The organism is Pseudomonas zanjanensis (assembly GCF_014268745.2).
Lineage (GTDB): Bacteria > Pseudomonadota > Gammaproteobacteria > Pseudomonadales > Pseudomonadaceae > Aquipseudomonas > Aquipseudomonas zanjanensis.
On record NZ_JABWRB020000001.1, the window covers coordinates 1,489,580 to 1,503,863 of the forward strand.

The following is a 14,284-nucleotide window of genomic DNA, read 5'->3' on the forward strand; positions in this document are numbered from 1 at the left end:
GATCAGTACCAGTTTCTGTAGAAGGGAGAGTTGGCGATGCCGAGCAGGTCAGCGTCGCCTGATGAGTCGCCGTAGGCATAAATATAAAAATCATCCAGATTGCTCAGGCAGCCTTTCAGGCGCGTGACTTTCTCTCGCTCTACACAGTTGGTACCGGCGATCCCGCCGGTGAGTTTGTTTTTTGCCGTGGCCAGGCGCGTGCCGCACACATAGTCAAACCCCGCGGCCTGGCCCCAAGGGATCAGGTAGTTTTCCGGCGAGTTGCTGACCAGCGCGGTGATATGCCCCATGGACTGATGCCATTGCAGTCGCCGCAACGCCTCGGGCCTGAGCCAGAGCGGTAGCTGTTCGCTGATGAAGTATTTGGCATGCTCGCGTTCTTGCTCCACCGACAACCCGCCCAGGTAACAGGCAATGAAGGCCAGGCGCGCTTGCATCAGTGGGGTAATGCCCAGGATCACGCTGAGCATCTTGGGCAGCAGGGGAATGATCCGCAGCCAGAACGAACGGGTGCCGACGATATAGCGCATGTAGCGCCAGAAGGTGTGGCGGTCGGTCAACGTGCCGTCGAAGTCAAAAACGGCCAGTACCGGTTGGATGCTGTTAGTGTGCATGTGCCTCTTCCTTGAGCGGGATGATCTCGATGGTCTTGGGCAGCTTGAAGCCCGACAGGTCACGCGAAAGCAGGGTGCTCAGCGCGTTCTGGGTCAGCTCGCCGGTCCCTTCGACGCACAGGTGCAGCACGTTGACTTCCTTGTGATCCGGGACGATATAGGCCCTGGCGCGCACCACGTCGGGGTGCTTGAGGGCGATGGATTCGATTTCCACCAGGTCGACCATCTGCGCCTTGATCTTCGAGATGCGCAGGCGTTGGCAAAAGAAAAATACATGCCCATCGTCGTCGCGCCAGACCAGGTCACCGCTGTGGAACCAGCCGTCGCGGAAGAATCGGGCATTGGTGTCCTCGGCATCGTTGTAGCCGCCGATCACCATCGCGCCGCGGATCAGTAACTCGCCGATGCGCCCGGGTGCCACGTCCTGGCCCTCGGCATCGACGACGCGCAGTTCCACGCCGCTGATCGGCTGGCCCATGGCGCCGCGGTGGACCGGGCCAATCGAACTCTGCACGAGCACCGGCATGCTTTCGGTCAAACCGTAGCCCTGGAGTACCGGATTGCAGCCCAGCAGCGTGCCCAGCTTTTCGGCTTCATCGGCCGGCAGGTGGCTGCCGCCCGAGTAGATCATCAGTTGCGGGTGCAACGGCAACCGCGCACCTTTGCGTTTGGCCAGCCGCGTATTGAAGTAACGAATGACATCGGGCACCAGGCAAGCAAAGGTGACCTGGTGCTCGGACAGGACTTCTGCCAGGTCCCGGTTGAGCAGGGTGTTGGTCATGAGCAGGGTGGCGCCCACGCTCAAGGGAAACACCATCATCACCGACAGGCCGAAGATGGCATACAGCGGCAGTGTCACCAGATGCACGGAGCCGACGCCTTGCAGGTGAAAATGCTCGTGCAGCCCATCGCTCGATTGCGTCAGGTCGAGGTAGCGGTGAGAAACCGCCAGTGGCCTGCCGATGCCTCGATAAGTGAATTGCACCGAGACGATCGGATTGCCTTCGGGCAGCAACAAGGGTTCGAGCTGTCGAGGCAAGTGAGAGGCGGCCGTTGCACTGGCGGGCAGGGGCGATGAAGGTTCGCTCCCGTCGTCCAGCACCAGGGCGTGTCTGACGCCGTTGTTGGGCTGGAATATCTCGTTGTGTTGCACCCATAGCACTGGGGTCGTGACCACCAGGGTCGGCCTGGCGAGGCTGACCACACTGTTCATTTCAAAAGAGGTCAACTTGTAGTTGAGGATGACCGGAATGGCACCCCGCCCGATAATCGCCAGGTAATAAGCGATGAAGGCCACCCCGTTGGGCAGCACCAGCGCGACTTTATCACCTGGCAATACACCGAGTGCCGTCAGGGTACCGTTGCAGGCTTCGGCCTTGATGCGCAGCTCGCGGTAAGTGACGGTATCTTCTTCCGTGTCCAAGTGTCGGATAGCCACTTGCTCGGGAAAGGATTCCGAAAAACCGACAAAACGATGCAGAAAACCTTCTTTATATGAAAGGCTTTTCATTTACCAACCTCTTTCAATCCTTGGATATAGGGCGCGTCAAAAAAAGTACTACAGAGGCAGGCTTTATATGAATGGTCTCAATTAAGCATCTGTGTAGTTGTTGTTCCGATACCAGTCCAAGGTATCGGTCAGGGTTTCAGCGACAGGGCGGAATTGGCATTGCAACTCCCTTGAACTTTTGTTGTGGCTGAAATGCGTGCGGTCTTGTTCTTGCGCCATGAGCTTGACCGTAGACGTACTGATCAGTACCGGCTTCTTGGTAATTCGGTAATAGCCTTCATAGATCAGCGCGATCAGTCGCAGCATGAACAAAGGCACTTTTCGTTCCGGGGCTTTTACGCCACTGACGCTGGCCAGCGCCTGGAAGATGCTCTTCATGTCCATGTGATTGCCGGCGGCGAGGTAACGCTCTCCGGACCTGCCGCGGGTGATGGCCGCGATTTGATGTTCGGCCACATCCCGGGCATCGACGACGGAAAAGCTGCCGGGAAGTACGCCGGGCAGTTTTTGTCCGACAAAGTCCAGCAGAAACTGCCCTGAGGAAGTCGGGCCGATATCCCCCGGGCCGAACATCCACCCTGGCAAGACCATGGCAATGAACATGTCCGGGTGCTGCGCCAGGAATTGCTGGACTTTCTGTTCGGACAATATTTTGCTCAAGTAATAATCATCAGCCTCCTGTTCACTGCGAGACATGGTTTCATCGATCACTTGATCTTTATTGCCCTTCAACACCGCAATGGACGAGGTGTGCACGGCACGACGGATGCCGGCGTCATAAGCGGCTTGCAGCAAGCGCTCGGTGCCGGTCACATTCGTGTCATAGAGTTTTTGCCAGTGTTTCCCGCCTTTGTAACTGTCGCGGAAATAAGCCGCCGTATGGAACAAGGCATCGCACCCTTGCAGTGCATGACTGAAGGCGTCGACATTGAGCATGTCGCCTTCGACCCATTCGACGGGCAGGCCGCTGAACTGTTTCTTGGCCTTCTCTGCGGAACGAACCAGGGCTTTTACTTTGATGTTTCGTTTTAACAGCGCACGAACGACATTATTCCCGAGCAGGCCAGTAGCGCCTGTAACGAAGGCATATTCCATTAAAATCCCGCTCCTGTGAGGTGACCTGTCATTGCATTGAGATCGGTGTCACTGACTCGATGCCCTGATCAGGCGTTGGGCTCCACCAACGGCGCAAGTAAAAACCATTCGGTATCTGAAAATCAAGCGGTATTTCGCAAAGCTAGCGAATCGATGGCTCTGAACCGGCCGTTACGTGGATTTTTTCATCCGATAGCGTGGCGTGGAGATGCGGAAAATGCGGCCTTGAGGAAGGTCAAAGAGGGGGCCAACCCGCCCGCGAGCAACGAGCCTCGATGGTTTGGATTCACCTGTTCCCGGTGTGAAAAACGTGACTGCATAGTCCATCTTGCATCACGGCAGGCTGTCCCGGTTACATGGCACATACATGGCACTTCTTGAAAGTTAAAATGTAAATGATTGAATGAGGCGCGTATAAGATATGATGGCGAACACGGGTTCACTACAGTGAGTAATCGCTTCGTCGCATTCAGATACAGGTGCATATTTTGACTGGCCAAAGGAGCCGAGGGCGTGATTAAAAAGAGACTAGGTCGAGAAGAGAGCCAGCAAATAACAAGAGACAAATTATTCGACACTGCTACTGAGCTGATGATCAGCAAAGGCTTTCATGCCGCCAGCGTCAACGTCATTGCCGAGGAGGCCGGCTTCTCCAAAGGCGCCTTCTTTTCCAATTTTTCCAGTAAATCGGACTTGCTCCTGCAACTGACTCAACGCTTCAAGCGCGTTGAAATCGATCGATTGAGTACGACCCTGACGTCGGGGTATTCGTCGGAGCAGTTGAGCCATGGCTTGAATGCCTATATCGACACCCTGAAGAACAATACCCGCTGTGCGATCCTCGACGCCGAGTTGCAATTGATTGCCCTGCGTGATGAAGCGTTCTCGCAGCATTACTATGACCTGCATGAGGAAAACAGCGAGGCCTTGGGCAAGTTGATTACTGTCATATTCAACCATGCTGGCAAGAAACCACCGCTGGAACATGCCGCGCTTGCGAAGACCTTCACGGCCTTGGCCGAAGGCTTGATATTGCAAGGGCATAAAGATCCGGCGACTGAAATAAAGCTGGTGCTCAATTCGCTCATCCAGACTGCAGAGTCTCTGTAGGTCCTCGTCGTTATCGCTGATAGGCCAGCAATCGGCGCTCAGCCAATCGGAATACACCCACCAGCGCGCACGCCAGCACCATGTAGAGCAGCGCGGCAATGCCATAGGCCTGGAACGTCTTGAAGGTGGCAGCGTTGACATCTGCCGCGATTTTAAGGATGTCAGGAACGGTCGCGGTAAAGGCGATGGCCGTGGCGTGCAGGACAAAGATTACTTCGTTGCTGTAGGCCGGCAGTGCCCGGCGCAGCATGCTCGGTATCAGCACCAGCATGAACAATTGGCGACGGGTCATGCCCAGGGCCAGTGCCGCCTCGATCTCACCGCGTGGGGTGGTGCGCAGCACGCCGGCAAGAATTTCGACGGTGTAGGCGCACGTATTCAAGGCCAGCGCCAGGATCACGCAATGCATGCCGTCACGAAAGAACCACCAGAGGCTGGGCGATTCCCTGATCAGGCTCAGGCTTGCCAGGCCGCTGTAGATGATCAGCAGTTGCACGAACAACGGCGTGCCGCGAAACACCAGGGTGTAAAGCTGGACAGGCAATGCCAGCCAACGATCGCCATAGGTGCGGACCAGCGCGAGGGGAATCGCCGCGGCCAGGCCGATAAGGGCGGACGTCACTAACAACCATAGGGTGACGGACAAACCACTCCAGCGATAACCGTCGGACCAGAGGAAGTTCGCCCCGAACTCTTTCAGTATTTCGATCATGACGCGCTCCGCTGTGGTTCGATGCTGTAGCGCCGTTCAAGGTGTTTGAGGGCCAGGCTGGACAGGATTGCAAAAGCCAGGAAAATCGCCGCAATCACCAGATAGAAAAACATTTGCCTTGAGGTCGCGTTGCCCGCCTGTTTGGCAACCTGGACCATGTCATTGAGGCCCAGCAGCGAGATCAGTCCGGCACTTTTCAACAGCACTTGCCAGATGTTGCCGATGCCGGGCAATGCGAACCGCATCATTTGCGGCAGGCGAATACGCCGCAGTACTTGCCAATGACTCATGCCATAGGCCCGGGCCGCCTCCAGTTGACCGAACGGGATGGCCCTGAAGGCGCCGCGAAAGGTTTCGGTACAGTAGGCGCCGTAGATGAAGCCCAGCGTCCCGATGGCGGTACCGTAGGGATTCAACTGCAACGATTCCCGGCCGAACGCCTGGGCTATCTGGTTGATGCCGATTTGCGCGCTGTAATAGATCAGCAGCATCAAGACCAGGTCCGGCACGCTGCGCACCAGCGTGGTGTAGACCGTTGCGACCAGCCGTAGCGGCGCCATGGGCGAGAGTTTCGCCAAGGCCCCGAGCAGGCCAAGCACAATGGCGACGCAGGCGGCCCATGTGGCCACCTGGACGGTCAGCCACGCGCCCTGGAAAATGAGATAGCCGTACCCTTCGAGAAACATGCTTTCAGGCTCCGCACGGGTGGTTTATTTCGGCGAGATGTCGAAGTCGAAGTACTTTCTGGCGATGCGTTCGTAGGTGCCGTTCTGGTGGATGCGTTCGAGCGCCTGATTGATTTCCCCGGCCAGGGCGGTATCGCTTTTACGCAAGCCGATGCCGGTGCCCGGGCCGAAGATCTCAGGTGACTTGACCACCTCGCCGGCATAGCCGAAGCCTTTGCCCATGGGTTTTTTCAACAGGCCTTCGGAAACGGCAATGGCATCGTCGAACGCTGCATCCAGGCGACCGTTGATCAAGTCCGAATAGGTCAAGTCACTGCTTTGATAGGGCACCACTTCCACGCCCTTCAGGCCCCACATCCGCTTGGCATAGACTTCGAATACGCTGCCTTGCTGCACGCCGACACGCTTGCCGCGCAAGGATTCGGCCGTCGGTTGCAACGGGCTGCCTTGCGGGGCGACCAGGCGTGCCGGGGTGTCGTACAGGGTGTTGGAAAAGGCGATTTCGGCTTTGCGTGCTTCAGTGATGGAGAGGGCAGAAAGTATCCCATCGAACTTCCTGCCCTTGAGGGCCGAGACCATGCCGTCGAAGGCGTTTTCGACCCAGACGCAACGGCGTTGCAATTCGCTGCACAGGCTTTCGCCCAGCTCGATATCGAAACCTGTCAGCGAACCATCTGGTCGCTTGGACTCAAAAGGCGGGTAGGTGGGGTCGACCCCGAAACGCAGTTCTTCGTTGGCGCCCCAGGTTATCAGCGGGCTGGCCACGAGCATCAAACCGATCAGATATGTTTTCATCGACAGGGTATCCACGACAGGTTGGTAGAGCTGTCCCAGGAGGGCCCCGGGCAGCACGCATCAGCCTTGAATGTTCAAGGCGTGTTTCAGGTGTTCGGCGCGTTGAATGTCTACGGCTCGTCCATGGCCAAAGCCTCCGGCCCAGCCGCACACTTGGCCGGCATGCTCGACGCCTTGTGAAAGACACTCGGCGAGGTTGTGCCGCGCTTGCCAGGCCAGCAGGAACGCGGCGATAAAACCGTCGCCGGCGCCCATGCTGTCGACGAACGTGCAGGGCCGCGCGGGCTGCTCATGCGCGCCCTGTGCGTCGACGGCGAGGGCACCCTGGGCGCCACGGGTGATGACCACCGTGGCCGGGCCCAGCGCCCGCATCGAGTCCGCCAGGTCACGGGCTTCACTGGATGACAGGTCGGCCGCCGAGAAAAAGGCAACGTCGACGTGCCGGATCATTGCCTGCCAATCGAACTCGACCCAGTTGTCCGAGAAGTCGAATGACAGGCAGCCGCTGGCCTGGCGAATCTGCGCCAGTTGGTTCTCAAGACCGCTATAGAGGCTGCTGTGGGCCAGCGGGAATTTCGCGAGGTAGGCCAGATCGTCGGCATCGAGTCGCAGTTGGCGACAGACGCCCGGGTCGCTGCCGAGAAACACCCGCTCGCCATCGATACTGTCGACACAGGCCCAGCCATTGGCCCCCGCCAGTGTGCGGCAACGGGAGACATCGACGGCTTCCTGTTGCAGGCAATCGAGCAGGTACTGGCCGTGCCGGTCATCGCCAACGCAGCCCAGGTAAGCACTGCGAGCATCCAGCCGGGCGGCGAACACCGCCACGTTGAGTGCGTTGCCGCCGGGGTATTCGATGTTCTGGTCCAGGTACACATCCAGGGTGTTGTCGCCGACCGCGATCAGGCTGGCCATGCTCAGTACTCCGTTTTCCACATGTAGCGGCGCGTCGTCAGGGGCTGCTGGTGCCAGACCGCGAGATGCGCGGCGATGCGTTCCACGGCGATACCGACGATGTAGGGCGCGACAATGGCGCGGATCTCGGGGTCGATGCCCTCCATCGGGAAATCCTTGGCGTCATAGACCATGACCCGTTCGGTGTAGCGCTGGCAGAAACTCACGACGCGTTCCATTTGCGCCCGGCTGGGGTCTTCGCCCACCAGCAGGAGCAGCGGGGTGGTGGCGTCGATGGCTTCGAACGGGCCATGGAAAAACTCCGCGGCCTCCACCGGCAGGCAATGCAGCCACTGGCTTTCCATCACCACGCAGACGCCGAAGACATAGGCGGTGGTGAACATCGGACCCGAGGCGAGGAAGTACATCACGCGATCATCTTTATACAGGCGTGCCTCTTCGGTGGCGCGCCGGTCATTATTGAGCGCTGCATCGGCCAGCGCCTGTGGCAGCGCCTTGAGCGAGCGGGTGAGCTTGTCCAGCAGCGGCCAGCCTTCGCGCTTGGCCAGGATCCCGCCGACCAAGGCCTGGAGGATCATGAAGCAACCGAAGTACGCCTCATCGGTACGTCCCAGTAGGAAGCAATGTTGAACAGCCTGGGCCAGTGGCAACTCGGCGGTTTGCGTCACGCCGACGGTGAGGCAGGGCTTGTCTTGCAGAAAGTGCGCGGCGGCGATGGTTTCTTGGGTTGTCCCGGACTTGGAGGCAAGTACCACGAGGGTGCGTTCATCCAGGCGCGGCGGATCGATGTCCATGAAGTCGGCCGGAAAATAACGGCGCACTTCCAGCGTATGGCTGTAGCGCTCCAGCCAATATTGCAGCCCGAGCATGATGCGGTTGGGCGCACCGCAACTGACGAAGTAGATGCGGTCGATTCGCGTGGCCAGCTCTTGGCCGAACTGCTGGGCGTCGTCGACGATGTGCACGGATTGTTGCAAGGAAGTGGTGAATGCTTCCCGGTTGAACTGGATCGCCATGTGAGCTCCTGGTGCTTTGTTGCGGTGGTTCATGTTTGCTGTACATGATCACCGTGTAGACCAAAAGCTATACCACCAAAAATACCATTACAAGGCTTTTTCCCCATGGTCTAATACGCTGCCAGCGCGTTTTTCAGAGTAGGCACTGGGCGGTTTTTTTGTTCTCATTATTAAGCTGGCGGGTTTGCGACGGTTTCCGGTGGGTGTTGTTGCAACGCCGTGGCAGAAAAAATAAATCCAGGATGTAGACCATGAAAATGCTTCCTTCCAAGTCCTCCGACGTGACGCTCCTGGCGCCCGAACGCAAGCAGGTGGCCTGGCAGGCCGTCCAGGCGCTGCTGGAAATGCTGGAGCGCCCGGAGTTCGGGCCAACCGAGCGGATCCCGGCGGAACGGGACCTGGCCGAGCACTTGGGCATCAGCCGGATGACGCTGCGAAAGGCCCTGCAGGCGCTGATCGATCGTGGGATCCTGGAGCGCCGGGGCAACCGTGGCACCTTCGTGACTGCTCCAGGTGTCGAGCGGCCACTCAATACCGTGGCGCGCAAAGGCATCGCCGAAGTGGTCGAGCAAGCGGGCGCCAAGCCGGGCAGTAAGTTGCTCTACTTCGAGCAAACCCAGGCCAGTGCCCGGGTGGCGAAACTGCTGAAGATCCAGGAAGGCGACACCTTGCTGACCATCAGGCGCCTGCGCACCGTGGATCAAAAGCCATTCTGCATCGAGACCAGCTACATTCCGGCCGCCCGTGCTCCGGAACTGGTGGCGGGCGACCTGATCGAGGGCGCCTCGTTGTATGCGTTGTTGTTAGCGCGCTACCAGATCGAAATAGAAAGCGACGAGGGCACGCTGAGCATCGCCACGATGAACGACCAGGAGGCGCGCTTGCTCGACGTCGAGCCCGGGACGGCCGCGCTGGTCTACCGGGGCGTGATCTTCGACCGCCAAGGGCAGCCCGTGGAATACCTGGTCTCGATCAACCACCCCCAGCGCGTGGTGTTCAAGCTGGCGGACAGTCGGGTCAATAGCGTTCATAGCGATCATTGACGCATTGGAGGCGCTGTCGTCATCGCAACCCGGCGTTTTTTCCATGAGCTTCTCGGTGTGCCCTGCAGGGCCCGGGTCCGGCGAGCTGAACAATCTGGCTAATTGCGACACGCCGTTGTCCGGCATGATCTAAGCTCCAGAGGAGGGTCACCCGAGCAGGGGGTTTCAATGCGAAGCGCACCTGAAAACAGCTTGAAAAAAGCACTGAAAGCCTGCCGGGACAGCTTCATTTCTGTTGGGTTTTTCAGCTTTTTCATCAATGCGCTGATGCTCGTCCCCACGTTCTACATGCTCCAGGTCTATGGCCGAGTGATCACCAGCGGGAGTCTCACGACCCTGACCATGCTGACGCTGATCATGACCGCATTGCTGGTGACCCTCGGTTCGCTGGAATGGATCCGTTCGCGCATCATGGTTCGGGTCAGCACTCGGCTGGATGTGCTGCTCAGTCGCCAGGTCTACCGGGCCAGCTTCAAACGGGCCCTGGAAAGCGGCGGCATGGACGCCTCGGCGCAATCGCTCAATGACTTGACGGGGTTGCGGCAGTTTCTTTCCGGCAACGGTTTGTTCGCGTTTTTCGACGCGCCCTGGTTGCCGATCTATATCGCGGTGATGTTCCTGTTTCACCCCTGGTTTGGTTGGGTGGCGACGGCCAGCGCGCTGTCATTGCTCGCGCTGGCCTTCATCAACGAACGACTGACGGGGCCGGTGCTGGCCCAGGCCAACAAAGAGCACATCGGCGCGACACTCCACACCACCAAGAACCTGCGCAACGCCGAAGTCATCGAGTCCATGGGCATGCTTGAAACCCTGATGGATCGTTGGGGCCGGCGGCAACGCAACGTGCTGTTGCTGCAATCGGCGGCGAGCGACAGCGGGGCGATCATCAGCACCCTGTCGCGCACCTTCCGCATCCTGGTGCAATCGCTAATCCTGGGCCTGGGCGCCTACCTGGCCGTGGACCATCAGGTCGGGGCGGGACTGGTGTTCGCTGGGTCCATATTGCTGGGGCGTGCGCTGGCGCCCATCGACCTGATCATTGGCAGTTGGAAGGGCTTTATTTCCGCCCGCTCTCAATACAGCCGCCTGAATGACATTCTCGATAAGCAGCAGGCGCAGCCCGAGCGCATGGCTTTGCCGGTGCCCCAAGGGCACGTGCAGGTCGAGAACCTGGTTGTCGCGGCCCCCGGTTCCAGGACACCGATCCTCAAGAACATCAGCTTCAGCGCACCCGCCGGTTGCATGGTGGGCATCATCGGCCCCAGTGCGGCGGGAAAGTCGACCCTGGCCAGGGCCTTGCTCGGGGTCTGGGCTGCGCAGCATGGCGTGGTTCGGCTCGATGGCGCCGACATCAGTGCTTGGGACAAACATGCGCTTGGGCCCCATATCGGTTACTTGCCCCAGGACATTGAACTGTTCGAAGGCACCGTCGGTGAAAATATTGCTCGCTTTGCCGGGGTCGATCCGGTGCAGGTGATCCAGGCGGCCAGGGTCGCAGGCGTTCACGAGATGATCCTGCAACTGCCCGATGGCTACGACACTGTCATCGGCAGCGAGGGCCTCATGCTTTCGGCAGGGCAGCGCCAGCGCATCGGACTGGCCCGGGCGCTGTATGGCAGCCCACGGCTGATCGTTCTCGATGAGCCCAATTCCAATCTCGACGACGTCGGTGACCGCGCCCTCGCGGCAGCGATCCAGCAGTTGAGGCAGACCGGCGCGACGCTGTTTGTCATTACCCATCGCACCAACATCGTGTCGCAGCTTGACCGGCTCCTGGTGATGAACGCTGGGGTCATCAGTCTCTACGGGCCACGGGAGCATGTCCTGGCCGAACTTAACGCGCAGCGACAGCAGGCACAGATGCCAGCCGTGCCCGCAAGCACCGGCACGGCTTCGGTCGATACCGGCAAGGGTGATTCCGATGAACCCTATGGTGCCCATTCGTCAATCTGAGAGCTTCGCCGACCTACCTACCTCCGATCACAAAATTCGTCGCCTGGGCGTTGTCATCATCGCGCTGGTCTTCGGCCTGTTCGGCACATGGGCGGCCGTTGCTCCCCTCGACGGCGCCGCTTATGCGCCGGGCGTCGTCACGGTGCAGGCGTATCGAAAAACCGTCCAACACCTTGAAGGCGGGATCGTCAAAGCGCTGCATGCCCATAACGGCGACGTCGTCAAACGCGATGATCCGCTGATCATTCTGGATGACGCCCAACTGCGCTTCGAATACGAAATGGCCCGGGGCCAACTGATCGCGGCCAGGGCCATGGAGGCGAGGCTCGCGGCCGAGCGCGACGGTTTGCCGGCGATCGTTTTTGGCGACATTGCCGACCCCGACAGTTTGCGCGGCGTGGAGGCGCGCCAGGGCGAAACCCGGGTATTCAGTGCTCGACAAGGTTCACGGTTGGGACAAATTGCGGTGCTGCGCGAACGCGTCGGCCAGTTCCGCCAGCAGATCAAGGGGCTGGAATCGATGGTCGGTTCCAAGGTTCACCTGGAGAGGTCCTACAGCGGCGAAATCGGTGAGTTGGCCGATCTTCTCAGGCAGGGATTCGTTGATAAGCAGCGGTTGCTCGACCAGGAGCGCAAGTTGGGACTGCTGCGTTCGGAGGTTGCCGAGCACCGCTCCACCATCGACAGGACGCGGCTGCAGATCAACGAAACACAGCTGCAGATCCTGCAAGTCGACATGGATTTCACCGCTGACGTCGTCAAGCAATTGGCCGAGATCCAGGCCCGGATCTACGACCTCCAGGAAAAAACCTCGGCGCTGGAGGATCGGCTCGCACGTGTTGTCATCCGGGCGCCCGACGCGGGCATGGTGATCGACATGACGGTGCACACCATTGGCGGAATCGTGCGCCCGGCGACGCCCTTGCTCGATATCGTGCCGTCGGTGTCTGACCTGGTCATAGAGGCGCAGGTGGCGCCGGTGGATATCGATCGCATTGCAATCGGCAGACGTGCCGATATTCGTTTCGGCGCCTTCAATAGCGCCACCACGCCAGTGATCGAAGGCGAGGTCAGCAGCGTGTCCGCAGACCGGACGACTAACGAAAAGACGGGAGTGGCCTATTACCTGGCGCGGGTGCGGGTGACCGAGGAGGGCGCGCGTACTTTGGGAGAGCGCAAGTTGTTGCCGGGCATGCCGGCGGACGTGTTGATTATCACCGGACAACGCACACTGCTGCAGTATCTGATGCAGCCGGCTCGCGATGCCTTTTCCCAATCGATGATCGAGGAATGACCATGGCCGCGTCGACAGCTTTGCTAGGCAGTGCATTGATGCTCGTAGCGGGTACGCTCCTGGCGCAGACCGAGGTTGCAACGCCCGCCGGGGTATACGCCTCGACGTTCTCCACCGACCTCATGCAGTTGTACCGCGAGGCACGACTGGAGGACCCGCAGATACTGGCGTCCTATGCGCAAGCGCAGGCGGGTCAGGAACATCAGCGCGAGGCCATGGGCGCGCTCTTGCCGCAATTGTCATTCAACGCCGGGTCGAACCGGATTCACCAGGATAGCGATCTGGTGCAGCGCAGTTTCGATAGCGAAAGCTACGGCCTGGTGATGCGTCAGTACCTCTACAACAAAGCCGCCTGGGAGAACTATCAGAAGTTCAAGAGCCTGGCCAGGCAGTCCGAATCCCAGGCCTTGGATACCCAGGCCGAGGCTTCGGTGGAATTGGCCCGGCGCTACTTCACCGCGCTGGCGGCCGAGGATGAATTGCAGTTGGTGCGGGCGGAGCGGCTAACCACTCAGAAGAGCCTGGACCGGATCGACGCGTTGTATGAGAAGCAACTGGCATTGATCACCGATCAACTCGATCTCAAGGCTCGGGTGGATCTGCTCTCGGCCCAGGAACTGGATGCCCGCAACCAGGCCAGTCTCAGTCGCGAGGCGCTGGCAGAGATTGTCGGTCGGCCGGTCAAGGAACGACTCAACCGGATTCGTGACGACCTTGAGCTGCAAGTCTCGGCACACAGCCTGGAAACCTGGGTACACGATGGCATGGCGCTCAATCCGGCGCTCAAGGCCAACGAGAGCGGCGTCGAAGCAGCGGGTGCGGCCTTGCGCAGTGGCAAGGGCGGGCACTATCCAACCCTGAGCTTGAACCTGAGCGCCCAACAGACCAATGAGGGCTACAACAACTCCCTGGCACCCCGCACGGACAGTTATGTCGCCGGGATAGGGATCCAGGTTCCGCTGTACAGCGGTGGATCCACCTCGGCGCGAGTTCGTGGGCTCTATCAGGACCAAGTGGTCGCCGAGCAGCAGTTGGAAGCGACTCGGCGCCGGGTGGTCAAGGAGATCACCAACGCGTACCTGACCGCCAATTCCAATGGCGAAAAAATCGGTGCGAACCGGCTGGCCCTGGAGTCGGCCCAGCTATCCCGGGTGGCGGCGGAAAAAGCGCTGAGCTATGGGATGGTCAACGCCGTCGATGTCCTGGCCAGCGTGCGCAATGAATACCGGGCTCGACGGGATCTGCTTAAAACCCAATACGACTTTCTCAGCAATGTGTTGATCCTGAACCGCTGGGCGGGAAAGTCACCGACCGAAAGCATTGAGCATGTGAATGACTGGTTGAGTCCCGGCAGCGCCGGCCAGGACTTTCGCTGAGCAAGGCAAGTTTGCGGACGGGCATCTGGTCGGCTGGTAGGCGGTTTTTTGACGTTGTTTTTAAGTTGTATTGTTGTGGTGTCTAACTGCGTACCACTCGTCGATTAATTGACGATTGTATTCCAGCCTCGGCAGGCTCGCCGATTTCTCACGCCTAGCGTAACG

At 59.5% G+C, this 14,284-nt stretch carries 13 protein-coding genes; 5 read left to right on the plus strand and 8 right to left on the minus strand.

Features of this window, described 5'->3' with window-relative positions; genetic code table 11:
- Positions 1 to 2: 2 nt before the first annotated feature.
- The 3 genes from HU715_RS06745 to HU715_RS06755 all read right to left on the minus strand — a co-directional run bounded on the left by HU715_RS06745 (position 3) and on the right by HU715_RS06755 (position 3,219).
- Positions 3 to 614 (minus strand): HAD-IB family hydrolase, encoded by a 612-nt coding sequence (locus tag HU715_RS06745; protein WP_186707378.1) that lies wholly within the window; start codon positions 612 to 614, stop codon positions 3 to 5.
- Positions 604 to 2,124 carry a class I adenylate-forming enzyme family protein gene (locus HU715_RS06750; protein WP_186707379.1) on the minus strand — a complete coding sequence of 507 codons (1,521 nt, stop codon included), beginning with the start codon at positions 2,122 to 2,124 and terminating at the stop codon, positions 604 to 606. The genes HU715_RS06745 and HU715_RS06750 overlap by 11 nt, the downstream gene beginning before the upstream one ends.
- Positions 2,125 to 2,205: 81 nt before the next feature.
- Positions 2,206 to 3,219: an SDR family oxidoreductase gene (locus HU715_RS06755; protein ID WP_186707380.1), complete on the minus strand. Its 1,014-nt coding sequence runs from the start codon at positions 3,217 to 3,219 to the stop codon at positions 2,206 to 2,208.
- A 513-nt stretch (positions 3,220 to 3,732) separates the two neighbouring features.
- On the opposite strand from HU715_RS06755, the gene HU715_RS06760 reads away from it, so the two are divergent.
- Positions 3,733 to 4,329, plus strand: coding sequence for a TetR family transcriptional regulator (locus HU715_RS06760; RefSeq protein WP_186707381.1), 597 nt, complete (start codon positions 3,733 to 3,735; stop codon positions 4,327 to 4,329).
- 10 nt (positions 4,330 to 4,339) lie between these two features.
- Here HU715_RS06760 and hisM read toward each other — a convergent pair whose 3' ends face one another.
- From hisM to HU715_RS06785, 5 genes are read right to left on the minus strand one after another with little or no spacing between them, the layout of a single operon-like run.
- A complete protein-coding gene (gene hisM, locus HU715_RS06765) occupies positions 4,340 to 5,041 on the minus strand; it encodes a histidine ABC transporter permease HisM (RefSeq protein WP_186707382.1) in 702 nt (233 codons plus the stop codon).
- Positions 5,038 to 5,727 (minus strand): ABC transporter permease, encoded by a 690-nt coding sequence (locus HU715_RS06770; RefSeq protein WP_186707383.1) that lies wholly within the window; start codon positions 5,725 to 5,727, stop codon positions 5,038 to 5,040. Before HU715_RS06770 ends, hisM begins: the two co-directional genes overlap by 4 nt.
- A 24-nt stretch (positions 5,728 to 5,751) precedes the next feature.
- Entirely contained in the window at positions 5,752 to 6,522 is a 771-nt protein-coding gene (locus HU715_RS06775) for an ABC transporter substrate-binding protein (RefSeq protein WP_186707384.1), read from the minus strand.
- A 60-nt stretch (positions 6,523 to 6,582) separates the two neighbouring features.
- Positions 6,583 to 7,437 (minus strand): PfkB family carbohydrate kinase, encoded by an 855-nt coding sequence (locus HU715_RS06780; protein ID WP_186707385.1) that lies wholly within the window; start codon positions 7,435 to 7,437, stop codon positions 6,583 to 6,585.
- 2 nt (positions 7,438 to 7,439) lie between these two features.
- On the minus strand, positions 7,440 to 8,453 hold the full coding sequence (locus tag HU715_RS06785; protein WP_186707386.1) for an SIS domain-containing protein: 1,014 nt from the start codon (positions 8,451 to 8,453) through the stop codon (positions 7,440 to 7,442).
- A 251-nt stretch (positions 8,454 to 8,704) separates the two neighbouring features.
- Here HU715_RS06785 and HU715_RS06790 point away from each other — a divergent pair, with 251 nt between their 5' ends.
- The 4 genes from HU715_RS06790 to HU715_RS06805 all read left to right on the plus strand — a co-directional run bounded on the left by HU715_RS06790 (position 8,705) and on the right by HU715_RS06805 (position 14,119).
- Positions 8,705 to 9,496 (plus strand): GntR family transcriptional regulator, encoded by a 792-nt coding sequence (locus HU715_RS06790; RefSeq protein ID WP_186707387.1) that lies wholly within the window; start codon positions 8,705 to 8,707, stop codon positions 9,494 to 9,496.
- Positions 9,497 to 9,664: 168 nt separating this feature from the next.
- Entirely contained in the window at positions 9,665 to 11,449 is a 1,785-nt protein-coding gene (locus HU715_RS06795) for a type I secretion system permease/ATPase (RefSeq protein ID WP_186707388.1), read from the plus strand.
- On the plus strand, positions 11,418 to 12,743 hold the full coding sequence (locus HU715_RS06800) for an HlyD family type I secretion periplasmic adaptor subunit (RefSeq protein WP_186707389.1): 1,326 nt from the start codon (positions 11,418 to 11,420) through the stop codon (positions 12,741 to 12,743). The genes HU715_RS06795 and HU715_RS06800 overlap by 32 nt, the downstream gene beginning before the upstream one ends.
- A 2-nt stretch (positions 12,744 to 12,745) precedes the next feature.
- Entirely contained in the window at positions 12,746 to 14,119 is a 1,374-nt protein-coding gene (locus HU715_RS06805; RefSeq protein ID WP_186707390.1) for a TolC family outer membrane protein, read from the plus strand.
- The last annotated feature ends 165 nt before the right edge of the window (positions 14,120 to 14,284 follow it).

Bases quoted from the DNA above. Each gene is read 5' to 3' on its own strand.
- HU715_RS06745 (WP_186707378.1), bottom strand. From the start codon at position 614: ATGCACACTAACAGCATCCAACCGGTACTGGCCGTTTTTGACTTCGAC.
- HU715_RS06750 (WP_186707379.1), bottom strand. From the start codon at position 2,124: ATGAAAAGCCTTTCATATAAAGAAGGTTTTCTGCATCGTTTTGTCGGT.
- HU715_RS06755 (WP_186707380.1), bottom strand. From the start codon at position 3,219: ATGGAATATGCCTTCGTTACAGGCGCTACTGGCCTGCTCGGGAATAAT.
- hisM (WP_186707382.1), bottom strand. From the start codon at position 5,041: ATGATCGAAATACTGAAAGAGTTCGGGGCGAACTTCCTCTGGTCCGAC.
- HU715_RS06770 (WP_186707383.1), bottom strand. From the start codon at position 5,727: ATGTTTCTCGAAGGGTACGGCTATCTCATTTTCCAGGGCGCGTGGCTG.
- HU715_RS06775 (WP_186707384.1), bottom strand. From the start codon at position 6,522: ATGAAAACATATCTGATCGGTTTGATGCTCGTGGCCAGCCCGCTGATA.
- HU715_RS06780 (WP_186707385.1), bottom strand. From the start codon at position 7,437: ATGGCCAGCCTGATCGCGGTCGGCGACAACACCCTGGATGTGTACCTG.
- HU715_RS06785 (WP_186707386.1), bottom strand. From the start codon at position 8,453: ATGGCGATCCAGTTCAACCGGGAAGCATTCACCACTTCCTTGCAACAA.
- HU715_RS06790 (WP_186707387.1), top strand. From the start codon at position 8,705: ATGAAAATGCTTCCTTCCAAGTCCTCCGACGTGACGCTCCTGGCGCCC.
- HU715_RS06795 (WP_186707388.1), top strand. From the start codon at position 9,665: ATGCGAAGCGCACCTGAAAACAGCTTGAAAAAAGCACTGAAAGCCTGC.
- HU715_RS06800 (WP_186707389.1), top strand. From the start codon at position 11,418: ATGAACCCTATGGTGCCCATTCGTCAATCTGAGAGCTTCGCCGACCTA.
- HU715_RS06805 (WP_186707390.1), top strand. From the start codon at position 12,746: ATGGCCGCGTCGACAGCTTTGCTAGGCAGTGCATTGATGCTCGTAGCG.